General features: G+C 52.0%; 18 protein-coding genes, 1 tRNA gene and 1 other annotated feature (1 of these 20 cut by a window edge). Of the genes, 2 read left to right on the forward strand and 17 right to left on the reverse strand.

Annotated features, from left to right (window positions below; translation table 11 throughout):
• Positions 1-255, reverse strand: a binding site (T-box leader); it reaches 30 nt to the left of the window's first position.
• 237 nt (positions 256-492) lie between these two features.
• The 17 genes from MKY59_RS24835 to MKY59_RS24915 form a co-directional block, all read right to left on the reverse strand.
• The gene (locus tag MKY59_RS24835) at positions 493-2061 is read right to left on the reverse strand and encodes a LysM peptidoglycan-binding domain-containing protein (protein ID WP_339274294.1); all 1569 of its coding nucleotides are present in this window, start codon (positions 2059-2061) and stop codon (positions 493-495) included.
• Positions 2062-2196: 135 nt separating this feature from the next.
• The gene (locus tag MKY59_RS24840; protein WP_339274296.1) at positions 2197-3105 is read right to left on the reverse strand and encodes an RluA family pseudouridine synthase; all 909 of its coding nucleotides are present in this window, start codon (positions 3103-3105) and stop codon (positions 2197-2199) included.
• On the reverse strand, positions 3102-4406 hold the full coding sequence (hemL, locus tag MKY59_RS24845; RefSeq protein WP_236414420.1) for a glutamate-1-semialdehyde 2,1-aminomutase: 1305 nt from the start codon (positions 4404-4406) through the stop codon (positions 3102-3104). The genes MKY59_RS24840 and hemL overlap by 4 nt, the downstream gene beginning before the upstream one ends.
• Before the next feature lie 144 nt (positions 4407-4550).
• Complete coding sequence (hemB, locus tag MKY59_RS24850; RefSeq protein WP_236414421.1) at positions 4551-5552, reverse strand: porphobilinogen synthase; 1002 nt, start codon at positions 5550-5552, stop codon at positions 4551-4553.
• A gap of 134 nt (positions 5553-5686) precedes the next feature.
• Positions 5687-7249: a uroporphyrinogen-III C-methyltransferase gene (gene cobA, locus MKY59_RS24855; protein WP_236414422.1), complete on the reverse strand. Its 1563-nt coding sequence runs from the start codon at positions 7247-7249 to the stop codon at positions 5687-5689.
• Between the two features lie 4 nt (positions 7250-7253).
• A complete protein-coding gene (gene hemC, locus MKY59_RS24860) occupies positions 7254-8207 on the reverse strand; it encodes a hydroxymethylbilane synthase (RefSeq protein ID WP_236414423.1) in 954 nt (317 codons plus the stop codon).
• Positions 8194-8862, reverse strand: a complete 669-nt coding sequence (locus tag MKY59_RS24865) for a bifunctional precorrin-2 dehydrogenase/sirohydrochlorin ferrochelatase (protein ID WP_236414424.1) — start codon at positions 8860-8862, stop codon at positions 8194-8196. The genes hemC and MKY59_RS24865 overlap by 14 nt, the downstream gene beginning before the upstream one ends.
• A gap of 3 nt (positions 8863-8865) precedes the next feature.
• Positions 8866-9654 (reverse strand): cytochrome c biogenesis protein CcsA, encoded by a 789-nt coding sequence (gene ccsA / locus MKY59_RS24870; protein ID WP_236414850.1) that lies wholly within the window; start codon positions 9652-9654, stop codon positions 8866-8868.
• Between the two features lie 53 nt (positions 9655-9707).
• Positions 9708-11096 carry a glutamyl-tRNA reductase gene (gene hemA / locus MKY59_RS24875; protein WP_236414425.1) on the reverse strand — a complete coding sequence of 463 codons (1389 nt, stop codon included), beginning with the start codon at positions 11094-11096 and terminating at the stop codon, positions 9708-9710.
• Positions 11097-11445: 349 nt separating this feature from the next.
• Positions 11446-12090 carry a ribosome biogenesis GTP-binding protein YihA/YsxC gene (yihA, locus tag MKY59_RS24880; protein WP_236414427.1) on the reverse strand — a complete coding sequence of 215 codons (645 nt, stop codon included), beginning with the start codon at positions 12088-12090 and terminating at the stop codon, positions 11446-11448.
• 153 nt (positions 12091-12243) lie between these two features.
• Positions 12244-14583, reverse strand: coding sequence for an endopeptidase La (lon, locus tag MKY59_RS24885; protein ID WP_236414428.1), 2340 nt, complete (start codon positions 14581-14583; stop codon positions 12244-12246).
• An 85-nt stretch (positions 14584-14668) separates the two neighbouring features.
• The gene (gene lonB, locus MKY59_RS24890; protein WP_339274298.1) at positions 14669-16426 is read right to left on the reverse strand and encodes an ATP-dependent protease LonB; all 1758 of its coding nucleotides are present in this window, start codon (positions 16424-16426) and stop codon (positions 14669-14671) included.
• Between the two features lie 205 nt (positions 16427-16631).
• Positions 16632-17729: a flavodoxin-dependent (E)-4-hydroxy-3-methylbut-2-enyl-diphosphate synthase gene (gene ispG, locus MKY59_RS24895; RefSeq protein WP_339274300.1), complete on the reverse strand. Its 1098-nt coding sequence runs from the start codon at positions 17727-17729 to the stop codon at positions 16632-16634.
• Between the two features lie 117 nt (positions 17730-17846).
• Positions 17847-19100: an ATP-dependent protease ATP-binding subunit ClpX gene (clpX, locus tag MKY59_RS24900; RefSeq protein WP_236414431.1), complete on the reverse strand. Its 1254-nt coding sequence runs from the start codon at positions 19098-19100 to the stop codon at positions 17847-17849.
• Positions 19101-19114: 14 nt separating this feature from the next.
• Positions 19115-19705 (reverse strand): ATP-dependent Clp endopeptidase proteolytic subunit ClpP, encoded by a 591-nt coding sequence (clpP, locus tag MKY59_RS24905; RefSeq protein WP_236414432.1) that lies wholly within the window; start codon positions 19703-19705, stop codon positions 19115-19117.
• Positions 19706-20064: 359 nt separating this feature from the next.
• Positions 20065-21405, reverse strand: coding sequence for a trigger factor (tig, locus tag MKY59_RS24910; RefSeq protein ID WP_236414433.1), 1341 nt, complete (start codon positions 21403-21405; stop codon positions 20065-20067).
• Positions 21406-21536: 131 nt separating this feature from the next.
• Positions 21537-22469 carry a hypothetical protein gene (locus MKY59_RS24915; RefSeq protein WP_339278472.1) on the reverse strand — a complete coding sequence of 311 codons (933 nt, stop codon included), beginning with the start codon at positions 22467-22469 and terminating at the stop codon, positions 21537-21539.
• Positions 22470-23153: 684 nt separating this feature from the next.
• Between MKY59_RS24915 and MKY59_RS24920 the strand changes: the two genes are divergently transcribed.
• Both MKY59_RS24920 and MKY59_RS24925 read left to right on the forward strand, forming a co-directional pair.
• A tRNA-Arg gene (locus MKY59_RS24920) sits at positions 23154-23227 on the forward strand.
• Between the two features lie 286 nt (positions 23228-23513).
• The gene (locus MKY59_RS24925; protein WP_339274303.1) at positions 23514-24746 is read left to right on the forward strand and encodes an MFS transporter; all 1233 of its coding nucleotides are present in this window, start codon (positions 23514-23516) and stop codon (positions 24744-24746) included.
• The last annotated feature ends 62 nt before the right edge of the window (positions 24747-24808 follow it).

The following is a 24808-nucleotide window of genomic DNA, read 5'->3' on the forward strand; positions in this document are numbered from 1 at the left end:
CCACCTTTGTTTCACGCAAGCACAGACCAAGACAGAGCATCCTTGAGGCTTCGCGTGACACTTTAAGCAGATAACGGCTGCTACCGGCCCATTCTACCAAGCAGGGATGAAGCTCATACCGCTTCACGAACTCCCGCGTTCAAAAAGGCAACTCCCGGGCGACTTCGATCAGCTGGTTCCTGCGGAATTTTTCAGCGCTGCAATCCCGCTCTCTGAAAGGTCATACTGTCTACTACTCCCGATCTTCGTCTTTCCTTAAAATTCCCATGAGGCTAATGAAATAACCAAACGCCCGCCATTCGCGGATGTTAGGAAAAAACCTAAACACATCATACCTTGCCCGTGCCCGATAGTCAACCTGGCAACCGCTGATTCACGTCCCTGCCATGCGTTTTGCGGCATACCAATGGCAAAAACCCGCAATCCAAACGGATCACGGGTGAAACAGCGCTTGTTTTTGATTCCAGAACAAACCCTTAACGGCATTGCCATTCAAGGAATGTAAAGGACCTGACCCTCTTCGACGACCTGTTCGGAGAGGCGGTTATACAACTGCAATTCCCTCGTCGTCAATTGATAGCGGTCGGCGATGGTATCCAGCGTTTCTTCCCGTTGAACGATGCACATTTTCACCTTTCGGAAAGGCGTCTGCTCTACGAGCGTACCCAAAAACAGGTTTTTCCACTGCACCTCTTCCGAAGCAGCAGACGGTTCCCGCGACGTTTCTGCAGCCGCCTCATTGGGGCGCTCCTCCTCTGCCTCTCTCGTGCCTTTGCCCGAAATTAAAGATGAAATGCCAACCCCATCCTCCTGGGGCGGACGCGTCTCCCGTTTGCTGCCAAAAGCCACCTTGAGTTCCGGCTTGTCTTCCGTTTCGGCCACGGGTTCGGGAATCGCCGATGGAGTTTCTGCCGGGGGATCAGCCAGCTGCACCTCATTAGACTCGCGTTCCTTTGCAGGAACAACCGCTTCAGAAGCGGCAAACACGTCCTGCCAGTTTTCCCCTCCTGCCGACTCTTCCTTCTGTTCTTCCTGCGTTGGAGCGGATCTTGTTTCTCCAAGGGTCCATGGGTTCGCAAAGGCTTCACGGGATTGACGAGATTCCTGAGCTTCCCGCTCCTGGTTTGCATGTTCCGGCAATGACGATGCCGAAAGTGCATGCCATGCAGGCAAGCTTGGTTCAGGTTCCGGTGGAGCCGGTACCTTCGCGGCATCCGCAGCGGTTCTTTCTTCGACATCCGTATTAGCGTCCGGGTCCGAAGCCGTATCGATCGGCTCGGAATATGCCGCTCCAAAGAAGGATAGATGGGCTGCTCCGTTCGCTTCAGCCTCCTCGTTTGCTTCGGCCTCTTCCACCACTCCCGGCTCACGCTCGGCTGCCTCCTGCGCAAGGAGTTGAGGTTGCTCCGCCGGAACCTGCCCGGAAACAGGACCGTTGATCGTTTCAGGCTCTAACGAATCGTCCAAACGTAAGGCATTGTCCGCTTCAGGCTGGTATAGAAGACCCCTGGCCGCCTCGTCCAGTTTGGGCGCTCCAATAAGCCTTTCCTCTTCGCTTCGCTGCAGCAGATATTCCTGGGCGTGAACGTTTATTTCGCTATCTGGTTGCTCCGGTTCCGTTTCGAAGCCATCCTGCGGCAGCTCCGGCGAATGAACGACTGTGAACTCGTCTGCCGGCCACCCTTGGTTCTCCTCCGCCGCAAAACCCTGAATGCCCCGAAGCGACAACACGCCGGTAATGTTCAAGCTTCGCTCCGATAACAGATCAACATCAAAGTTTTCAATTTCGATCGAAATATCATCAAGGGACCGAACACGGTTGAGCGGAACCGTGATTTCAACAGGAATGAAATGTTTCAACTCTTCGGAATAGTCATTCTCTCCCCTATAAGCCCCCGTTAGCAGCAAATGCCCCCTAAGTGTCGCGTAATCTTCCTGACCGATCACCTGAATGCGCGGAAAAAGCTCAATTTCCTCCAGTTCCTCAATCGCAGGGACTCCCTCTGACAAATGAACGCGCTCATAAATATCGAACCGCAAACCATATGGTTGATTCAGCAAAGGTGGCGTCCTCCTTTCGGCATATGTTCACCATAATCCTTCTCATGGGACTGATGCATGGTCCAAATGTTTCATTACCCCATCTATATGCCCTGCATGAGATAAGCATGCCACCTTTTCCTCAAACCTTATGTTTTAATGGTCCTGGCCCTCCCGCTTGGCCAACTGTTCGAAATCGGACGGCCACGGATCGGCGACCTCCACCTTAGCTCCCGTCAGCGGGTGCGCAAAAGTCAGCCTTTCCCCGTGAAGCGCTTGTCGGCCGATCTGTTCTTTCCGGCCTCCGTATAACACGTCCCCGACAAGGGGATGACCGACGTGAGCCATGTGCACCCGAATCTGGTGGGTGCGTCCCGTTTCCAGCTTTAACCGCACAAGCGTTGCGTTTTCCCATACCTCTACAACCTGCACACGGGTAATCGCCTCCTGTCCCCCATCGGACACGCGCCTGCGCTGTTTGTGATGCCTGTCTTTGCCGATCGGCGCATCAATGATTTTCAGCCGCCCCGGAATCTTGCCTCCTGCAATGGCAACATATTGCCGGTCGATCTCCTTGCGTCGCATGGCTTCGTCCAGCTTGGCTAAAGCAAATGCGTTTTTGGCGTACAAAACCGGACCTGTCGTATCCTCGTCCAAACGATGAATGTGGCGCACGCGGGTTTGTATCCCGTTCATCTCATAGTAAGCTGCCACGGCATGATCCAGAGTGACCGCCCGGTCCTCGCGGCTGCCGTCCGAATGCAGCTTCATGCCTGCCGGCTTGTGTACCACAAGGCAAAAATCATCCTCGTATAATACGTCAATATCTGCCCAGCGCGGCTCCACGTCCAGAGGAAGAGAAGCAAAAAGGGCCAGCCTTAGCCGGTCCCCTGCCAGTTGTATGCCGCCTGTCGCCTTGAGCTGGCGGAGCATTTTGTCGGGCATGCCAAGCTCCGAGAGCAGCCACTGCTCGGCTGCAGCTTGTCTGTCAGCACTGCCCGTTACTTTTTTTCCCGGCGTCAGCTCAAGCCAATCCCCGCGGCGTTTCCAACTTGTTATGCTCATAGCGATTGCAATGCCTTGCGGTTTGCCTCGATCGTGTCGTCGATGTCTTGTTCCGTGTGCACGCCCGATACGAACATGCCCTCAAACTGGGACGGTGCCACGCTGACACCTTGATCGATCATGGATGCAAAGTAGCGACGGAAATGATCCAGATTGCTTTCTTTGGCTATGTCATAGCTCGTCACCGGAGTCCCCGTAAAGAACGGGCAGACCATGGAGCCGACCCGGTTGATCGTGACCGGAATGCCGGCTTCCGCCGCATTTTGCTCGAATCCGGACTGCAGGCGTGCAGATAGCGTTTCAAGCCGATCATAAACTTCGGGCGTAAGCAGCTTCAAAGTTGTATATCCGGCAGTCATCGCAAGCGGATTGCCGCTAAGCGTTCCGGCCTGGTAGATCGGTCCGGTCGGCGCGATCTGCTCCATCAGGTCCCGTCTGCCGCCGTAGGCTCCAACAGGCAAACCGCCGCCAATCACTTTGCCGAGACAAGTCAGGTCAGGCGTTACCCCAAAGCGTCCTTGGGCACAGTTCAAGCCAACCCGGAAGCCTGTCATCACTTCATCGAAAATAAGCAAACTGCCGTATTGTTCCGTCAGGCTGCGCAGCCCTTCAAGAAATCCCGGCAGCGGCGGCACAACGCCCATGTTTCCGGCCACGGGCTCCACGATCACGGCGGCAAGCTCCTCACCATAACGCTCGAATGCCAGGCTTACGGATTCCAGATCATTGTACGGAACCGTAATCGTATTGCTTGCTACACCTTCGGGCACGCCAGGGCTATCCGGCAATCCAAGCGTGGCCACGCCCGATCCGGCTTTGATCAGCAGGCTGTCCGCATGTCCGTGATAGGAGCCCTCGAATTTCAAAATTTTGCTGCGGCCGGTCACGCCGCGAGCCAAGCGGATCGCACTCATCGTCGCTTCCGTACCCGAATTGACCATGCGCACGATGTCGATCGAAGGTACGCGCTCGCACACGAGCTTGGCCATTTCCGTCTCGATGAGCGTTGGAGCCCCAAAGCTCGTCCCTTTCAGGGCAGTCTCGCGCAAAGCTTCAACAACATCGGGATGGGCATGCCCCATAATCAGCGGTCCCCAGGAAGCGACATAATCGATGAATTCGTTCCCGTCGATATCGTAGATTTTGGAGCCTTCGCCGCGCTCTGCATAGATTGGCGTCAATCCAACCGATTTGAATGCGCGAACCGGACTGTTCACTCCACCGGGTATGTACTGCTTGGCTTCCTCGAATGCGCTGCGGGAGCGCTCGTCGTTCCGACGGCTTCCTTGTTGTGCGGTCATTGAACATCCTCCTTTGGATTATCCTCCGGCTGTCCATACAATCAAGTACCGACAGCCGGATGGAAACTTCAATATCAATTTGCTATTTAACGATGGAGTGATGGCTCGGGTGCCATGTCCATGATGCTTATATCGTCTAACCGTTTATTTCTCGGCAAGCCAGCGGCAAGCGTCCTTGCCATGATACGTTATGATCATGTCCGCGCCGGCACGTTTCATGCTGAGCAGGATTTCCATGGCCACTTTTTTCTCATCGATCCAACCTTGCATCGCAGCCGCTTTGACCATCGCGTATTCACCGCTCACATTATAAGCAACCAGCGGCAAGTCGAATTGATCCTTGATCGTGCGCATGACGTCCAGGTAGGAAAGGGATGGCTTCACCATCAGCATATCAGCGCCTTCGAGTACATCTGTCTCCGCTTCGCGAATGGCTTCCCGGACGTTAGCCGGGTCCATCTGATATGATTTGCGGTCCCCGAATTGCGGCGTGGAATCGGCAGCCTCACGGAACGGACCATAGAAGGCGGAGGCGTATTTAACGGAATAGGACATAATCGGAATATGGCTGAAGCCATTTTCGTCCAGTCCCGCCCGGATGGCTTGCACGAAACCGTCCATCATGTTGGAAGGTGCGATGATATCCGCCCCCGCCTTCGCTTGGGATACCGCGGTTTTGACCAACAGCTCCAGCGATTCATCATTCATCACATCGCCGCATACATGCCCGTCCACTTCGGTGGTATGCACCATGCCGCAGTGGCCGTGATCGGTATATTCGCACAGGCAGGTATCCGCTACAACGATCAGTTCGGGATACCAGGATTTGATCAAACGCGTCGCTTCCTGCACGATGCCGTCATCGGCGAAACCGGAAGTGCCTACACTATCCTTCGTTTCCGGAATGCCGAACAATAAGACGGCCGGGATTCCAAGTTCAACAATTTCGGTGACCTCTTCCTTAAGTCGGTCCAACGAGAACCGGAATACGCCGGGCATCGATTTGATCTCGGATTTGACGTTCTCTCCATAAATAACGTAAATCGGCTGGATGAAATCATCCACCGACAGATGTGTTTCTCTCACCATATTGCGAATGCCCGCTGACTGGCGCAAACGGCGATGACGTACAATCGGAAAACTCATAACGTAATGCCTCCCTTAAAATATGTTCATGCAAAAAGGGAAGCGCGCCGGGTTCATATCGAAATCAGCACGCTTCTGTCGTAAGCGCAACCTTGCAATGATCGCACTCTTCGGTTCAGTTCATTAACACCCGATCAACGTGAATCCTTGCCTGCAAGCACAGGCTTTCTTTGCCACTCGCACAGTGCCGAAATCAGGCTCTCCATCGTCGCTTCTTTCGCCATCATCGTTACATGCAATCCGGCCTTCTCGGCCGTTTTGGCTGTAACCGGCCCAATGCACGCAATTTCCACGTTTTTCAGCAGCGGCAGCGGATCGGACAACCCCATGCGCTTTAACATTTCCATAAAGTTCGTCACGGTGGAAGAACTGGTGAACGTCACCGCATGAATTCCGCCTTCTTCAAGCAGCTTCAGCAGCTCGTCGTCGTTCTCGCCCGCAAGCACCGTATCGTAGATTATCGCCTCGGTGACCTCAAGCCCACGTTCCCGCAGCTGCTCGGGCAGCCACGACCTGGCGAGGTCGCCGTGCGGAAGCAGTACTTTTTGCCCCTGGATCAGTTCGTTTTCATAGGCGTCAAGCATGCCTTCGGCCTGGAACGGTCCGGGAATCAGCTCGGCAGCAATGCCGCGTTTGCGCAAGGCTTCCGCCGTGGACGGGCCTACCGCAGCAATTCTCGCTTTGTACATGGAACGAATGTCTTTGCCCTGCTGCTCCAAATGGCGGAAGAAAAATTCGACGCCGTTAACACTCGTAAAAAACACCCAATCATAAGCATCCAGCTGATGAAAGGCTTGCTCTACGCCATGTAAAGCAGCCTCGTTCGTTGGCATCACCGTTTCGATGACCGGGAACTCATAAGGCTCCCCGCCAAGCTCTTCGATGCGGTTCACCAGTTCGCTCGCCTGGCTGCGCGCCCGGGTTACCAGAATCCGCTTGCCAAAGAGCGGCATGAATTCCGCCCACTTCAATTGTTCCCGCTGCTTGACGACATCACCAACGACGATGACTGCCGGCGGCTGGAAATCGGCAGCGAGCACTTTAGCCTCAATGTCCGCCAGCGTACCCGTGAGCGTGTCCTGCTCGGCCCTTGTCCCCCAACGCACCAGCGCTACCGGCGTTTCCGGCGGTCTGCCGTGTTTGATGAGCTGCTCGCTGATATAACCGATTTTCGCTACGCCCATCATAAATACCAGGGTACCCGTAGCGTTCGTCACTTTATCCCAATGAATGCTCCGGTCCAGCTTGTCCGGGCTTTCATGGCCCGTAATGATGGAGATGGATGAGGCGTAATCGCGATGGGTCACAGGAATGCCTGCATACGCAGGCACGCTAATCGCTGCGGTTACGCCAGGTACGATTTCGTAAGGAACGCCGTTTTTGCGCAGCAAATCGGCTTCTTCGCCTACCCGTCCGAATATTGTGGGATCTCCGCCTTTAAGACGGACCACAACTTTGCCTTCAAGTGCAAGATCGACAAGCAGCTGATTGATCTCTTCCTGCTTCATCGTGTGTCTGTCCGGCCGTTTGCCCACATATATTTTAACTGCGCCAGGCTTCATCAGCTTGAGCAATCGCGGACTGGCCAAACGATCATAAACAACCGCATCCGCCTTGCCGATGGATTCCCATCCTTTAACCGTGATCAGCTTTGCGTCCCCTGGACCAGCACCAACCAAAAACACCTTTCCCACCATGTCCTCATCCCCTAACTTCTGCCAGTATCTGCTCTGCTCCCCGTTCAATCAGTCTCCAGGCCACTTCTTCTCCGAGGCGAACCGGGTCCTTGCCGGTAAGAGTCTCCTTCAAAATCAGTCCGCCATCCGGCGTACCGACCATTCCCGTTAATTGTAACGTGTTTTGTCCATCGGGGGAATCCACTTCTTGTTTCGTCCAGACGGCATGTGCACCGATCGGAACCTGGCATCCACCGTTCAGCACGCTGAGAAACCGTCGCTCGGCCATTACCGGCAGCGCTGTCTCCTGATCGTTATAAAGGCTCAGCAAGTGGCGAAGCTCCGCGTCGTCCTCACGGCATTCGATGCCCAGCGCACCTTGTCCTACAGCCGGAAGCGACTGCCCCTCGTTCAGATATTCGGTAATGCGATCCTGCCAGCCCATCCGGTGCAATCCTGCCGCCGCCAAAATGATGGCATCCAAACCTTCGGTCTCCAGCTTGCGCAGGCGGGAATCGATATTTCCGCGCAGCGATTCCAGCTGAAGGTCAGGACGGTAGGCTTTGATCTGGCTGGAACGCCGCAGGCTGCTTGTGCCGACCCGCGCGCCTTCGGGCAGCTGATCCAGTGTAAGACCTTTGCCTGAAATCAGCGCATCCCGGGGATCGACGCGACGGGGAACCGCCCCGTTGATGAGTCCTTCCGGCAATTCTGACGGCATGTCTTTCATGCTGTGCACCGCCATGTCGATCGTATGATCCAGCATGGCCTGTTCGATTTCTTTGACGAAGAGGCCTTTGCCGCCAACCTTGGAGAGCGTTACATCCAGAATAAGGTCCCCTTTGGTGACGATCTTATGGACCTCAAAATCGAACTCCAGCCCCTCGCGTTTGCTTATGCTGCGCAAATCGTCGATGACGTGACCCGTTTGGGTCAATGCCAAGGCACTTTGCCTGCTTCCCACTTTAATGGTTCTCATGTTCTACGTCCCCTCCTGAATTACGGGATATCCAGCTCCCGATTTCTTCTTCCGTCCACCACTTGAACCGGCCGGAACGAATGTCCTCCAGTAGATTCATCTCGGTCAAGCTTCGCAGCAAGATCGCCCGTTTCCGGGGAGATGGCACACGCGCCTTCACTTCCTTGCGCATCCGATGAAGGAATTCGATATATGTTTCGTATTCATCGCCGAACTGCTCTTCCAACGCGGCACGGATTGCCGCAGCTGCGGCCGGACCTGCTCCGGCAGTGGAAATCGCAATGCTCATTCTCCCCCGTCTGACCACGCTCGGGGTGGTGAATGTACTCCGTTCGGATGACATCGCATCGTTGACCAGAATATTTTCAGCCATTGCCTCCTTGACCACGGACAAGTTGACGTCTTCCCGGTCTGTAGCCGCATATACGAGAAAGGCCCCCCGCAAATCTCCGTTGCGGTAGGCCCGGGCCATCCATTCGATTCGGGAATCCTGATGCAATTGTTTCAATTCCGGCGTCGCGTCCGGACTAATGACTTTAATTTTGGCCCCCGTATTCAGAAGTCCTCTGACCTTCCGCTCAGCAACGCGGCCTCCGCCGATTACGCAGCAGGTCTTCCCGGCTGCATCTACAAAGAGCGGCGTGTAACACTCCATGATTCACTCTCCCGTCCAACGATGAAATGCCGAATATGCATTGGATAAAAAGCTTATGATGACCAAACCATAACCGATCAGCGTCCATCTTGCCATAACGATCGCGGAGAACTGCTTTCTTCTTTTGGAGATAAAATACCCGATATAGATCGCGATGGCCAGGCCGGTGGCCAACACCTTCAAATCCAGCAGCAGCATCCAGCGGGTTTCCGCCACGATGGACAACACGGCCAGCACGACCGATACACCTAAGAGCGGCGTTCCGATCAGTGTGGCTCCATCCATGGTTTTGCTGATCACTTCAAGACTGGGCAAACGACGCATCGTTTCATTCCATTTTTTGCTTTTCAGCTTGCGATGCAGGAACATGTAAAGCAAGGCAAACACGGCAGCTACGGTCAAAGCCGCAAACCCCAGATTGGCAAGCGTAATGTGCATAATCAACAGACCGTGTACCGTTTGCCAATTATGGAGCGAAATTTCGCCGGCCGTAAACCACAATCTGTTCAGCACGGTGACCGCAAACCCAACGATGTTCAGCAGCAGGATCGCAAATTCCGAACGCGGAATCCGGGTCATCGCCAAAGACATCAATACAAGGCTGAACGAAAAGATGCAAAGAAAATCAAAGGTCGTATAAATGGGAAAATGCCCCTCGGTCCACATACGCATCACGATATGCGTTACCTGGAGCAACCATACAACGATAAGAAACCCCAAGCCCGTCCGCTTCGCCCCCACATTGCGTCGAATGCAATCCGAGAAATAGAACAGAAGGCTCAGGGCATACATGTAAATCAGAGCTTCATAAATTTGTTCAGCAAGGGTCAAGCCGTCCACCCGCCTTATACACTTGCCGGAGCATATGTTGTCATTGCGCCTTGCCGCGAGTCGTTCATGCGTACAGAACCCGATTTGCGCAATGCGGAGGCGTCGCTTTGATCCACCTTCTCAGCAGCAGTCTCCACGGCATCTTCCAAGGCAAAAATTTGGGTGAACATGCGCAAGGCGTCATCGCCCTGCTTTGTCCCCGCCATTTCCTTGATCCGGTTAATCGGATCCGTGGTCATCTGGTTGACGATGCTTTTGGTCAGTCGGCGAATGACCTTGCGCTGGTGCTCATCCAGCTCGGGCAGCTTGTTGAACAGGCTCTCCATCGTTTCTTCATGGATGGAAGCCCCCTTCTCCTGCAGCGCACGAATGACCGGACGAACACCCAACGTTTTGAGCCAATGATAATAATCTTCCATGTCCAACTCGATCATTTTCTCGATCTTCGCCGCTTCCGCTTTGCGCATCTCCAGATTGCTTTCCACGATCCCTTCAAGGTCGTCGATATCGTACAAAAATACGTTGGACAGCTCTCCAATGGCCGGATCGATATCGCGGGGAACCGCAATGTCGATCAGGAACAACGGACGGGATTGACGGTGTTTCATGCTCTCCCTCACGACTGATGCGTCCAAAACGTAGCGATCAGCTCCTGTCGAACTGATCACGATGTCCACTTCATGCAACCTGTCCAGCGCCTCTTCCACGGTGCACGGCGTCCCCCGGAATTTGGCTGCGAGCTCCTCGGCCCGCGCCAGCGTCCGGTTAGCGACAATCACCTCGGAAGCTCCACTCGCGTACAAATGCTTCACGGTCAGCTCGCTCATTTTACCGGCCCCGAGAATAAGCACCTTCTTGTCCGTAAACATGCCAAAAATCCGCTTGCCCAATTCAACGGCCGCATAACTGACGGAAACGGCGCTTTCGCCGATCGACGTTTCGGAATGCGCACGTTTGCCGAGCGTAACCGCCTGTTTGAACAGCATGTTGAACCAGGTCCCCGTCGCTTTCTCCTCTTGCGCTTTGAAGAAGGCTTGCTTGACCTGACCCAAAATTTGCGTTTCTCCGATGACCATGGAGTCCAGGCCGCAAATGACCCGGAACAAATGGCGGATCGCCTGGTCATCCTCATATATATATAAATGCTGCGTAAATTCCTCGCGCGGAACGCCGAACCACTGTTCCATAAAAGTGCGAATGAAATAACCGCACATGTGAAGACGGTCTACCACGACATACAACTCTGTACGGTTGCAAGTGGCCACGATTACACCTTCCAACACACTCTTGGTCAGCTTGAGCTGCTTCAGCGCTTCGGACAGATCTTTTTCTGCAAACGTGAACCGTTCCCTTACCTCTACAGGCGCCGTGCGATAATTCAAACCAACGACAACGATGTGCATTGCAAGTTCACCTGCCTAATAAATTTCCAATCATAGTGTTTTCTTCATATCTTCATCCATCTTGGATCAACATAGTTAATTATATCACATATCATGGACTTGACAGGGGCGTTTTTATGAAATGTTTATGAAATCCCCATGAGCATGCTTCGCTTGCAATGCCAATAATGGTAGTGTTTCACAAATCTTCAGCGTTATGCGCGCACATCCGATTTAACATGCTTAAGCCAATAGCCACGGAAGAATCCATGGCCATTTTGGCATTCGACTCTCCTTGAAATCCATTGAAATCAAGCAAGCCTTGTCATTAAGCTCGCATCATGGCAGGTCGACCCATCACGTTCAGGTGTCAAGCTTCGGTTTCGTCCTGCGGTTGATCGGTTTGTTCCTCCGATGCCGGCGTTTCGCCGATGCCGGCATAACTTTCAATGATCGCCCACAGTTCTTCTTTTCCCCATCCTTCTTCAGAGGAAAACGGCACGAACGGATCATCGGCACGAAGGCCCAACGCTTCCTTGATCACCTTCAGGTGTTTGGGGCGGCGCGTTTTGGGGATCTTGTCCATCTTCGTCGCCACGACCACGACGGGCAAGCCGTGATGCCGCAGCCATTCATGCATCATGACGTCATCCTTGGAAGGCTCGTGACGCATGTCCACCATTTGCATGACCAGTTTGAGCTCATCACGCTCCAGCAAGTACTTTTCCATCATTTTTCCCCAGGCAAAACGCTGCTGCTTCGACACCTTTGCATAACCGTATCCTGGAAAATCGACGAAATAAAGATCCTGATTGATCCGGTAATAGTTCAATTGCTGCGTTTTCCCCGGCGTTGCGCTTGTACGGGCCAGGTTTTTGCGGCTGATCATGCGGTTGATCAAGGATGACTTGCCCACATTGGAACGCCCCGCCAAGGCGATTTCCGGCAAGCCGTCGGCTGGATACTGCTCAGGCCTCACGGCGCTGATTACAAATTCGGAATGCTTTACTTTCATGTCTGCTCGATCCTCTCTTTACCCCTGCCCACTCAACGAGAATCGATGAGGGCAGGTCGTTCATCATCACCATCATACCAAAAAAACCGTTCCAGCGGACGCCGAAGCCTCCGCAGAACGGTTTATTCTTCATACGCTCCCTCGGATGGCGCGCTACAATTGGATTCCCGTTTGCTCTACCAGTGCATGCTGCAGCACTTGATCCATGTGGGCTACGGGCACAAATTCCACATCTTCCTTGATGCTGTCCGGAATGTCCCGCAAATCCCGCTCATTGTCCTTGGGCAATAATATTTTTTTGTAACCCGCGCGATGGGCAGCGAGGGACTTCTCCTTCAGGCCGCCAATCGGCAAAACGCGTCCACGCAGCGTGATTTCGCCTGTCATGGCGATGTCTTTGGAGACGTGTTTGTTGGTCAGCGCCGAGATGAGAGCCGTCGCCATCGTAATTCCCGCCGACGGACCATCCTTCGGAATCGCTCCCTCCGGTACGTGAATGTGAATGTCGTTTTTCTCGTGAAAATCGGCCGGAATGCCCAGCTGAGCCGCTTTGGAACGGGTATAGCTGAATGCCGCCTGGGCGGATTCCTTCATGACATCACCGAGCTTGCCCGTCAACGTCAGCTTGCCCGTACCTGGCACGACGGTGACCTCAATCACGAGCGTGTCCCCGCCGACCTCGGTCCATGCCAGCCCCGTCACCGTACCGATTTGATCTTCCAATTCGGCCATCCCGTAACGGAATTTGCCTGGGCCCAAATATTCCTTAACGTCATCCGGCTCGATGTTAATCGGCGTTTCCGCGCCTGAAACGATATTTTTCGCCGCTTTGCGGCAGAGCGAAGCCATCTGTTGTTCCAGGTTGCGTACGCCGGATTCGCGGGTGTATTCACGAATGACGCGCAGCAAGCTATCGTCTCCCACATGCAGTTGGTTTTCTTCCAGGCCATGATCGCGTTTCTGCTTCGGAAGCAGATAGTTTTTGGCAATCTGCAGCTTCTCCAGCTCCGTATAACCCGGGATGTTCAGCATTTCCATGCGATCCAGAAGCGGACGCGGAATGTTGTGCACCGTATTGGCCGTCGTTACAAACATGACGTTGGATAAGTCAAAAGGCAGCTCCACGAAATGGTCGCTGAACGTATTGTTTTGCTCCGGATCGAGCACTTCGAGCAGCGCAGCTGACGGATCGCCCCGGAAGTCCGAAGCCATTTTGTCGATCTCGTCCAGCAGGAAAACAGGATTCAACGAACCTGCCGTCTTCATGCCTTGAATGACGCGCCCCGGCATTGCCCCTACATAGGTGCGCCGATGACCGCGAATTTCGGCTTCATCCCGCACGCCGCCCAAGGAAATGCGCACAAATTCCCGACCGAGCGATCTGGCAATGGAACGGGCCAGCGACGTTTTGCCGACCCCTGGCGGTCCCACCAGGCATAGAATCGGTCCTTTAAGCTTTTTCACCAGCTTCTGAACGGCCAAATACTCAAGCACGCGTTCCTTCGGTTTCTCCAGGCCATAATGATCGGCATTCAGCACGTCCTCGGCCTTCTGGATATCGAGATCGTCCTCGGTCATATGGCTCCACGGCAGAGCCAGCAGCCAATCCACATAGTTGCGAATAACCCCGCCTTCGGCGGAGCTTGCGGGCATTTTTTCAAGGCGATCGATTTCCTTCTCGATTTTTTCCTTGACCTGCTCAGGCAGATTCAGTGCTTCCATCTGGCTCCGCAGCTCTTCCACTTCGCCGGCACGGCCTTCTTTTTCGCCGAGCTCCTTCTGGATTGCTTTCATCTGTTCGCGCAAGTAATATTCCTTTTGTGTTTTTTCCATCTGTTTTTTCACGCGCTGGCTGATCTTTCGTTCCAGTTCGAGCACTTCGCGTTCGTTATTCAAAATGTCAAGCAGCTTCTCCAGCCGCTCACGCACGTCGATCGTTTCCAAAATCTCCTGTTTGTCCTTGATTTTAAGGGACAGGTGGCTTGTAATCACGTCGGCAAGACGTCCCGGCTCTTCAATGTCCGACACAGCCGCAAGCGTCTCGGGAGTTACTTTTTTAGATAAATTAATATAGGTTTCGAACTGGTTAAGCACCGTCCGCATAAGCGCATCCGTCTCCGGATGAACGTTGTCCTCTTCAGGCAGCTCCTGCGCGAGCACCTCGTAAAATTCCTCGTTATCCGTATATTCAATGATTTCAGCCCGTTCCAGGCCTTCCACCAGCACACGAATCGTTCCGTTAGGCAGCTTCAGCATTTGTCTGACCTTGGCTACCGTTCCGATTTTGAAAATATCCTCAGGGGTAGGTTCCTCAATATTGACTTCGGCTTGGGAACACAGGAGAATCAAATGTTCTTCTACCATCGCTTTTTCTAAAGCCTTGACCGATTTCTCCCGGCCCACATCGAGATGCAGTACCATACTCGGGTAGACGAGAAGTCCTCTTAAAGGCAGTAAAGGAAAACGACGACCTTTCGTTTTGCTCGGTCCCATCGCTTTCGCACCTCCAATGGCTCTCAGGTTGTAATCCATATTATTTTATCAAATGTTCACATAAAAAACCAATGAAGGGAAGCTCTTAGCAGCTTCCCGAATCGCTAACCTGTCCCGGGCGCGGCAGATCCGCACGCAAAATGGAGGCAGAGGCCGGCGGAAAAATGTCTGAGGCCGGCGCAGCCGGTTCCTCCACCATTCGCTGCTCCTTGGCCTGCTGGGCATCCGGCACCCATGAGAAAACCTCTTGGAATACCTCCTGCACCGTACTCACGGGCACCACCCGCACACCGTCCAGGTTTTCAAAAATGGACTGCCAATTTTCAGCCGGGATGATGACCTTTTTGGCCCCCGCCTGGAAGGCTGCCTCCACTTTGGCCAACACGCCGCCGATCGGCTTCACGCGGCCATGGATGCTGATCTCGCCCGTCATGGCCATTTCGTGGTCTACCGGGCGCTCCTGTATGGCCGAAGCGATCGCAGTTGCCATCGCAATCCCCGCAGACGGGCCGTCAATGGGCGTACCTCCCGGAAAGTTGATATGCAAATCATAATCATATGGGCGAAGTCCCATCGACTTAAGTACGGTGAGCACGTTTTCCACCGAGCCTTTGGCCATGCTCTTGCGCCGAAGCGTGCGGGATCCGCCGCCGATTTCTTCTTCATCCACTACACCCGTAATGTTGATGCGTCCTTGTTCTTTTGCCGCCGGCACAGCCGATACTTCAATTTCGAGAATGGTGCCCATGTTCGGCCCATATACGGCCAAACCGTTTACGAAACCGACCTGCGGATGCTGGGGAATTTTGCGCTCCGGGCGTGGTTGAATCTGGCTGCTGCCAGCTACCCATTCCACGTCAGATGCCTGCAGCAGCTCGCGCTTCTCTGTCAACGCAAGCCCGGCGGCAAGCTGAACGATGTTTACCGCTTCGCGTCCATTGGTCGCATAGCGCTTCACAACGTCCACTGCCTCGGGGCAGGGGTTGAAGCCAATCTTTTGAATTGCGTCCTCGGCGATCCGCCCAATCTCCTCCGGCAGCAGTGGACGGAAATATACTTCCATACAGCGCGAACGCAATGCAGGCGGAAGCTCATGCGGCGAACGCGTGGTCGCACCAACCAGACGAAAATCAGCGGGTAGACCGTTTTGGAAAATATCGTGGATATAAGCAGGAGTATGTGTGTCCTCTGAATTATAGTACGCACTTTCCAAAAAGACTTTGCGGTCTTCCAGCACTTTTAGTAATTTGTTCATCTGAATAGAGTGCAATTCGCCAATCTCGTCAATAAAAAGCATGCCTCCGTGGGCCTTCGTCACCGCCCCGGGTTTCGGCTGCGGAATGCCGGCAACACCCATGGCCCCAGCTCCCTGATAAATGGGATCATGTACCGATCCGATCAACGGGTCAGCAATTCCGCGCTCGTCGAACCGGGCGGTCGTGGCGTCCAGCTCCGTAAACTTGGCATCCGGCTTAAACGGGGACGACGGATTTTTTTTCGCTTCCTCCAACACTACCCTTGCCGCAGCCGTTTTTCCGACGCCCGGAGGCCCATAAATGATGACGTGCTGCGGGTTGGCACTGCATAATGCCGCTTTCAGAGCGCGCAACCCGTCCTTTTGTCCAACAATATCGTTTATCGTCATCGGCCGCGTCTTTTCCGCCAGCGGCTTTGTCAGCGAGATGGAGCGCAGCTTGCGCAGCTTCTCCAGCTCCTTGCGGGATTCGCGCTCAACCGCACCGCGGTTTGTTTTCTGGCTCCGAAGCAGATTCCAGAAGTATAAGCCGATCACCACGCCGAAAAATAGCTGAATCAACATGAATACCATACCTAATTCACCCATGTCTCCACATCCTCCTGTCCAGTATTCATTATTCTGAGACCATGCTAATACTTGGTAGTATAGCCTTTTCCCTAAGACGTAAACGGGCAGGAATGAAATTATGTGGATTAACGTTACAGCTCGACGGTTGGTCGGCTTGCAAACACAAGAAAACCCGCCATCGCTGACGGGTTTTCTTATATTTTGCATATGAATGATCGAGCAATCAGTGCGATCGACCAGGAATAACTCCTGTTTTCTCATAGGCTTCGACGATTTGATCAATTTCCTTTTTGAGTTCGTCGACCATAATTTCTTCCGGTACCTTGCGAATCATTTGGCCGTGACGGAACAGCAGTCCTTCGCCGCGCGCTCCCGCAATGCCGATATCCGCTTCCTTCGCCTCTCCCGGACCATTAACGGCACAACCAAGCACGGACACCTTGATCGGCACTTTCAGCTTCGAAATGTATTCCTCGACCTCGTTGGCAATCGAGAACAGGTCGATATCCAGACGTCCGCATGTCGGACAGGAAATCAGCGTCGCTGCATTGGAAATCAATCCAAAGGTTTTGAGCAAATCGCGGGCAACCTTGATTTCTTCCACCGGGTCCGCGCTGAGCGAAATACGCATCGTGGAACCGATGCCCATCGACAACAGCGCGCCCATGCCGGCAGAACTTTTGATCGTACCCGAGAACAGCGTCCCCGCTTCCGTAATACCCAGATGCAGCGGATACCTGATTAGCTCGGCTGCCTTGGAGTACGCCGCAATGGCCATCGGCACATCTGAAGCTTTGAGCGATACGATAATGTCGTGGAAATCGAGTTCTTCCAGAATGCCTATGTGATAAAGGGCACTTTCTACCATAGCATCGGCTGTAGGATATCCGTATTTTTCAAGCAAATGATTCTCAAGCGACCCGGCATTGACCCCGATCCGAATCGGAATGCCACGTTCTTTGCAGGCTTTGACGACCTCTTCGACTTTCGCACGTTTACCGATGTTGCCCGGATTGATCCGCACTTTATCGATCCCGTTCTCGATCGCCAGAAGAGCAAGCTTGTAGTTGAAATGAATATCCGCCACCAGTGGAATATGAATGCGTTTTTTGATCTCCTTGATGGCTGCGGCAGCTTCCTCATTATTCACTGTTACACGCACGATCTGGCATCCTGCTTCCTCAAGTCGCAAAATCTCTGCTACGGTTGCCTCAATGTCTGCCGTCTTGGTTGTACACATGCTTTGGATAATGACTTCGTTGTTACCGCCGATCGTTAAGTTCCCGACCTTGACGGGACGTGTATCTTGTCTTAAATACATGAGTGATTTCTCTCCCCATAACGTCAAAGCTCCACCTTAACAGAATGCCTTACGCCTTCTGCCAAGGTGGAGAACTGACAAGTCTATATTTCAGAGCCGGACGGAAAAGCGCCTGATTCAGGCACTCTCCTCCTGCTTGTCGTCCTTCGATTGGCCAAGTTCAGGCACGACTTTTTTCTCTACGACCTCTTCGGTAATCACGCAGTTCGTAACATCTTCGCGCGAAGGCACTTCATACATGATATCCAGCATGATGCCCTCGATGATCGCACGCAATCCGCGTGCACCCGTGTTACGTTTAATCGCTTCTTTGGCGATGGCAAGCAAAGCAGCCGGTTCGAAGGACAGATTAACATTGTCCATCTCAAGCAGCTTCTGATATTGTTTGGTCAACGCATTTTTCGGCTCGGACAAAATCCGTACCAGCGTGTCTTCATCCAGCGGCTCCAACGTGGAGATTACTGGAAGACGACCTACGAACTCCGGAATCAAACCGAATTTCAACAGGTCTTCCGGCAGAACCATGCCCAGGTATTCGCCTGGCTTCAGGTCCTTTTGCTCGGATACGGTGTTGAAACCGATCACTTTTTTGCCGATCCGGCGTTTGATCATTTGCTCCAGACCATCGAAGGCTCCGCCGCAGATGAACAAAATGTTCGTCGTATCGATCTGGATAAACTCTTGATGCGGATGCTTGCGGCCACCTTGCGGCGGAACCGAAGCAACCGTACCCTCCAAAATTTTAAGCAATGCTTGCTGCACACCTTCACCCGATACGTCGCGTGTAATAGACGGATTCTCGGATTTGCGCGCCACCTTATCAATCTCATCAATATAAATAATTCCGCGTTCCGCTTTTTCCACATCGTAGTCCGCAGCTTGAATCAATTTGAGCAAAATGTTCTCAACGTCCTCACCTACGTAACCTGCTTCCGTCAAGGAAGTGGCATCCGCAATGGCAAAAGGAACGTTAAGGATTTTGGCCATCGTTTGCGCGAGCAACGTTTTACCGGAACCGGTAGGACCGAGCAGCAGGATATTACTCTTTTGCAGCTCGACATCCTCAATTTTGTTTTGTGTGTTGATCCGTTTATAGTGGTTATACACCGCTACGGAAAGAGATTTTTTCGCAAAATCTTGTCCAATGACGTATTGGTCGAGAATGTCGCGGATTTCTTTCGGTTTCGGAATATCTTTCAGATCAAGCTCTTCATCATGTCCGAGCTCTTCCTCCACGATTTCGGTGCACAACTCGATGCATTCATCACAAATGTAAACACCAGGTCCCGCAACAAGCTTGCGAACTTGCTCCTGAGATTTACCGCAAAAAGAGCATTTCAGCTGCCCTTTCTCATCGTTGAATTTAAACATGTGAAACCACCCCTTTAGGAATTGATCGGTCTGGTGAGCACCTGGTCAATAATGCCGTAAGCCTTGGCTTCTTCAGCGCTCATGAAAAAATCACGGTCCGTATCCCGCTCAATTTTATCAAGGGGCTGACCTGTACGTTCGACGTAAATTTGGTTCAATTTTTGGCGCGTCTTGATGATCCAGTCTGCATGGATTTTAATGTCCGCAGCCTGTCCTTGTATGCCGCCGAGCGGCTGGTGGATCATCACTTCGCTATTGGACAGCGCATATCTTTTGCCAGGCGCGCCGGCTGTCAGCAGCAACGATCCCATACTTGCCGCCATCCCTACGCAGATGGTAGAAACATCTGGCTTAATATATTGCATCGTATCGTATATACCCATTCCTGCGGTGACAGAGCCACCCGGCGAATTAATGTACAAGCTGATATCCTTCTCGGGATCCTCGGCCGCCAAGAACAAAAGCTGTGCTATGACAAGATTGGCTACATCGTCATCAATCGCACTGGTCAGAAAGATAATGCGATCCTTCAGCAAACGCGAATATATATCGTAAGACCGTTCGCCTCGATTGGTTTGTTCCACAACCATTGGCACCAGACTCATGAGACCAACCTCTTTTCTACATGTAATTGGACATCGGGCCACCATTAAAGCATACCCCAAATTTTATTCTAACACGTTCCGATGACAATGTCATTTTTCCAGGAATGTGTCAAGTAAAAGTTGGTTTGCTTTTTAGCCTGATCATATTTAACCATGTTTTCTATGTATGTGCAAATCGGAGGCATCCTATGCCCTCATCCCTTTTTAATTCGCTCCGCCGGGAATCGGAATCTGCAGCCGGTAAAAAACCATCCATTTCGTGAATCATTTATGCATAAAATGGATGTCGTAATTTAAAAATAAGGCACGCAATGAATCACGTGCCTTATCGTTATTCAGCTGTTATCCAACAGCTTGTCTTATTTTTCGTCAGCTTCTGCAGCAGCTTCTTCCGCTGGAGCTTCAACCGGCTCAACCACAGTGCTGTTCTCCACGAGAACGTCGATGGTTTTGCGCAGTTTCACTTCTTCGCGAAGGCTGTCAAGGGAACCGTTGCTTTCCAGAATGCCGCGGATCTCTTCAGCGGAACGCTTGTAGGACTCGGCCATTTTTTCAAGCTCTTGATTCACTTCTTCGTCGGAAACTTCGATGTTTTCCGCTTTACCTACAGCTTCCAACACGAGGTTGTTGCGAACGCGCTTCGCTGCATCGTCTTTCATTTGTCCTCTCAGGTCAGCTTGCGTTTGACCGGAGAAGCTCAGGAACATTTCGAGGTTCATGCCTTGGCTGCGCAGACGGTTGTCGAAATCGCGCATCATGTTTTGAACTTCGCTGTCGATCATCGCAGAAGGGATTTCCACTTCGGCGTTTTCGGCCACTTTTTCCACAACGGCATTCTCTTGAGCGCCTTTGAACTCGTCCGCTTTGCGGGATTCCAGTTGTGTTTTCAGGTCAGCCTTGTACTCTTCCAGAGTATCGAATTCGCTGACGTCTTTAGCAAACTCGTCATCCAGCTCAGGAAGCTGTTTGCGTTTGATTTCGTGAACTTTCACTTTGAATACGGCTTGTTTGCCAGCCAGTTCGGCAGCATGGTACGTTTCAGGGAAAGTCACTTCCACGTCTTTGAAGTCGCCTGTGGACAGACCCACAACTTGCTCTTCAAAACCTGGAATGAATGTGTTAGAGCCCAGCTCCAAGGAGTAACGCTCCGCTTTGCCGCCTTCGAAAGGAACACCGTCAACGGAGCCGTCGAAGTCGATTACAGCGATATCGCCATTTTGTGCAGCGCCTTCGTCGATCACAACGAGTTCTGCATGACGTTGTTGAAGACGCTCGAGCTCTTCATTTACGTCTGCTTCAGTTACTTCAGCTTTTGCTACAGCAACTTCCACACCTTTGTAGTCGCCCAGCGTTACTTCAGGCTTAACGGTTACTTTTGCTTTGAATTTGAAAGCTTGTCCTTTGCCAAATTGCTCGATGTCCACGTCAGGACGATCTACCGGGAAAATATCCGTTTGATCGATCGCTTCAGTGTAAACCTCTGGCAGCAGAATGTCGATTGCATCCTGATACAGGCTTTCCACGCCGAAGCGCGCTTCAAAAATCGGACGTGGCACTCTACCTTTACGGAATCCAGGCACGTTCGCTTGTTTTACCACTTTATTAAAAGCTTTGTCGAGAGCTGCAGCTACACGTTCTGCATCCACTTCAACTTCAAGAACCCCAACGTTCTTCTCTATCTTTTCCCAAGTTGCTTTCATTATAAACTGTCCCCTCCAAAATTCACATGTTCACGTAGGCGATCACAAAATAACCATTTTAGTATAAACAAGTTTACATTCTTTTTCAAGGGGAATCCCTTGAGGCAGGTTAAGGAAAACGTTTCCGCCCCCTACCCGCCCTCCAAACCTGTCGAAACAAATTGTTTCATGGAACGATATGCCTGCTCCAATCGGAAGCGCAAAGGCCCCGAAACAGCATACATGGAACGAATTTCTTCCTCGTCATGTGCCCCGCCCAAACTGTCAGCCACGGTCATGTGCAGGGCGGCTGCCCAGATATCGGTCATCAAATCATCATCTTCAAGCATCGTTTGGTAATCACGCGTTCCGTACACGGCCATGACAAACTGCACCCATAATTCCTGTGCAAAATAAAAAAGCGTTGGCTCGTGCACTTCCGTTTGATCGGCGACCCTTTCCAAAATGTGAACAATCTGGATCGGAAAATCCTCCGGACTAAGCGGAACCGTTTCTACATCCACCTCGATCCGTTCTTCTCCCCGTGAAAAAGACACGACCTGCTGCACGCCTCTGCGCCTCAGTGTCTGAAGCACGCGGAATTGAAGCAAAGGATGAAGCGCCTTTTCCTTTAACCAATCTATAAGCGCGTCATCGATTTCCGGCAGCTCCAGGTAAGCCAGCTGCTCCAGAGCCAGCATCGTTTGTTCGGATAACGGCTCTTCCTTTACCGTGCGAAGCAGTTTGTCTGCATAACCGCTATCCTGCTCAAGCTTAAGTCGGGCATGCTCGCGAGCCATGTCTTGTTCGCTGATTTCTTCGTCCTGATCCTCCTGATCGGTCTCCGCCATCTGCTCGTATTCGGGAAAAGCAGCCTCAAGCCATTCGAGCAGCGCTCTCCATTCCTCATGATGCCGTTCCTCTTCCCCTTGGCACTGCAACAAGAATCGCAGCATATTCATCGCTTCGCCATACCGTTCGTTCTCCAGCATAACCGTCAACTGAATTTGGTAATAGTCCAGCGTTTTCGGAAAAAGAATTAAATTATTGTCCTTACCGGTTTCCCGATTATTGGATTCCTTGATAAGGAGCACCTCCTCATATGTCCTGAATCATCAGTGGCATCAAACCCCGATTCGATGTATATTAAACGAAAAACGCGTCCATTTCCCGAGTTCACCTGATATTCTAACATAATGCCAAATATAAGAAAAACTTCAATCGGTGTATCCGTCAAAGAAGACAGACCGCGTTTATCTGTTGTTTTTCTTGCAATATCCAGAAGTGCCTCCATTTTGTCGGATCAACAGGTGCTGGAAGTCGCCAACGGTCAGCACCTGTACCGAACCTACCTCTTACGAATCTGAGACACCTCATTTACTGCTTTTCGGGCATGTTCATTTTCTAGCGAACGTATATGGTATGAACAGGCTAAACACCACCAAATAGCAGCGCTCAGGTTCGTTAGAAGTTTCCGCCCCCTTAAAATCAGCATATAAGACTTCTCATGTTCGTTAGAGCTTGAAGACTGAGGGAATTTTTCGATCTGGTATTCGGAAGAAAAATATCAGTCATATATTTAGGCACCCTTAAATCCCAATTCCTCAGTTTGGTCAACTCTGCAAGAAATCATACAGATCTTTAATTTCAAAATAAAAGAGGGGAACGTGCTCAACCCTGCCGAACATCGTGGCAATTGACCAACATAGAACAAAACCCTTGATCTCCAGAATTCATTGTGATATAATCATTTTTGCGCGAAAAAATATGTCCCAGTAGCTCAGCTGGATAGAGCAACGGCCTTCTAAGCCGTCGGTCGGGGGTTCGAATCCCTCCTGGGACGTAATGAAAAAGCTCTGTTAAGAGCTTTTTTTGCGTTCCGGGGATGAGAATCCCATTGAAAAATCTCTAAATAACTTGCGCCAGATTCGACGCACTCCACTTTTTATCCACTCTGACTACTACTCCCCTCCATTTATATGTGTTTATAATTACATATTAAACCGATACATCTTAAGCATCGTATCTTTTCCCCTCCCATTGAAGGCATTGACATGTAGTGCTATGCTTGCAGATGTGTATGTATCAATGCATACATATTCACTTCATAGAACACAGGAGACTTTGCCATGTCATTATCAATACAGCAACACGCTTCTTCCCCTTCTTCTGCAGAAGAGCATTCGGCTGCATCGAAGAAATTCGGCCTGTTATTGGCAGGCATTATCGTTATCGCGGCCACCATGCGTTCACCGATTACGGCCACCGGTCCCGTCGTGGAAATGATCCGTGCAGACACGGGAATCGGCCATACGATGGCAGGGCTCTTAACATCGCTCCCTCTGCTTGCCTTTGCCGCAGTCTCTCCCTTCGCACCGCGCCTGGCCAAACGTTGGGGATTAGAAATTGCCTTGTTTATGGCCATTATGATCGTGACCCTTGGGGTGGCCTTAAGATTGCTGCCCTCCGTTTTTGCTTTATATGCGGGAACGGCCATTCTGGGATGCGGCATAGCGTTAAGCAATGTGCTGCTTCCAAGCTTGATCAAACGGGACTTCCCTTTAAGGGTAGGCATCGTAACCGGACTATATTCCGTATCGATGAACATATTCGGCGCCATCGCTTCCGGGATCAGCGTGCCGGCGTCGGGGGCAACCTCCATGGGATGGCGCGCCTCATTAGGCATGTGGGCCTTATTATCCATCTTGGCGCTTGTTTTGTGGATCCCGCACGTCGCGGCAGGACGCCGGCAGAAGCTTCAAGTGTCAGGCCATGTACAGGGATCGACCGTACGGCTTCGCAATTCTTCGCTCGCATGGGCCATTACCATGTTTATGGGGCTGCAGTCTTTAATATTTTATACCACGATTACCTGGCTTCCGGAGATTCTTGCCGAACAAGGCTTTAGTGCCACCTCTGCAGGCTGGATTCTTTCTCTCATGCAAATGGTTAGCGTGCCGGCGAGCTTCATCGTTCCCATTCTTGCCGGAAGAACCAGAGATCAACGTGTTCTTACCATAATGACTTGCTCGTCTTTGATTATTGGGTATTCCTTCTTGTTAAGCGGCATTTCTTCCCTCGTGACCGCGGGCGTCATTTTGGCAGGCATCGGAGCAGGCGCTTCATTCGGCGTAGTAACCATGTTCTTTGTTCTTCGCACAAGTGACGCGAGGCAGGCTGCGAGCATGTCGGGCATGGCCCAGTCTTTTGGTTATATGCTGGCAGCAGGTGGTCCTTTGTTATTCGGCGTGCTGCATGATTGGACGAAAGGATGGACCATTCCCCTGTTGGTTCAGGTTATCCTTGCCATTGTTTTATTAATCGCAGGCATCCAGGCAAGCAAGGATCGCGTAATCGGGTAAATTTCACACCGCCGAAACGAAAATACGAATCCAATCAAAACGGCCTTCATCCCTTGAAATCA

It is taken from the genome of Paenibacillus sp. FSL W8-0426 (assembly GCF_037969725.1).
GTDB lineage: Bacteria > Bacillota > Bacilli > Paenibacillales > Paenibacillaceae > Paenibacillus > Paenibacillus hubeiensis.

Excerpts from the sequence above, each read along its gene's own strand:
- MKY59_RS24925 (WP_339274303.1), top strand. The coding sequence starts at position 23,514 with ATGTCATTATCAATACAGCAACACGCTTCTTCCCCTTCTTCTGCAGAA.
- lon (WP_236414428.1), bottom strand. The coding sequence starts at position 14,583 with ATGGGACCGAGCAAAACGAAAGGTCGTCGTTTTCCTTTACTGCCTTTA.
- ccsA (WP_236414850.1), bottom strand. The coding sequence starts at position 9,654 with ATGTATGCCCTGAGCCTTCTGTTCTATTTCTCGGATTGCATTCGACGC.
- hemC (WP_236414423.1), bottom strand. The coding sequence starts at position 8,207 with ATGAGAACCATTAAAGTGGGAAGCAGGCAAAGTGCCTTGGCATTGACC.
- MKY59_RS24840 (WP_339274296.1), bottom strand. The coding sequence starts at position 3,105 with ATGAGCATAACAAGTTGGAAACGCCGCGGGGATTGGCTTGAGCTGACG.
- hemB (WP_236414421.1), bottom strand. The coding sequence starts at position 5,552 with ATGAGTTTTCCGATTGTACGTCATCGCCGTTTGCGCCAGTCAGCGGGC.
- lonB (WP_339274298.1), bottom strand. The coding sequence starts at position 16,426 with ATGGGTGAATTAGGTATGGTATTCATGTTGATTCAGCTATTTTTCGGC.
- clpP (WP_236414432.1), bottom strand. The coding sequence starts at position 19,705 with ATGAGTCTGGTGCCAATGGTTGTGGAACAAACCAATCGAGGCGAACGG.
- hemL (WP_236414420.1), bottom strand. The coding sequence starts at position 4,406 with ATGACCGCACAACAAGGAAGCCGTCGGAACGACGAGCGCTCCCGCAGC.
- hemA (WP_236414425.1), bottom strand. The coding sequence starts at position 11,096 with ATGCACATCGTTGTCGTTGGTTTGAATTATCGCACGGCGCCTGTAGAG.
- tig (WP_236414433.1), bottom strand. The coding sequence starts at position 21,405 with ATGAAAGCAACTTGGGAAAAGATAGAGAAGAACGTTGGGGTTCTTGAA.
- cobA (WP_236414422.1), bottom strand. The coding sequence starts at position 7,249 with ATGGTGGGAAAGGTGTTTTTGGTTGGTGCTGGTCCAGGGGACGCAAAG.
- clpX (WP_236414431.1), bottom strand. The coding sequence starts at position 19,100 with ATGTTTAAATTCAACGATGAGAAAGGGCAGCTGAAATGCTCTTTTTGC.
- MKY59_RS24865 (WP_236414424.1), bottom strand. The coding sequence starts at position 8,862 with ATGGAGTGTTACACGCCGCTCTTTGTAGATGCAGCCGGGAAGACCTGC.
- yihA (WP_236414427.1), bottom strand. The coding sequence starts at position 12,090 with ATGAAAGTAAAGCATTCCGAATTTGTAATCAGCGCCGTGAGGCCTGAG.
- ispG (WP_339274300.1), bottom strand. The coding sequence starts at position 17,729 with ATGTATTTAAGACAAGATACACGTCCCGTCAAGGTCGGGAACTTAACG.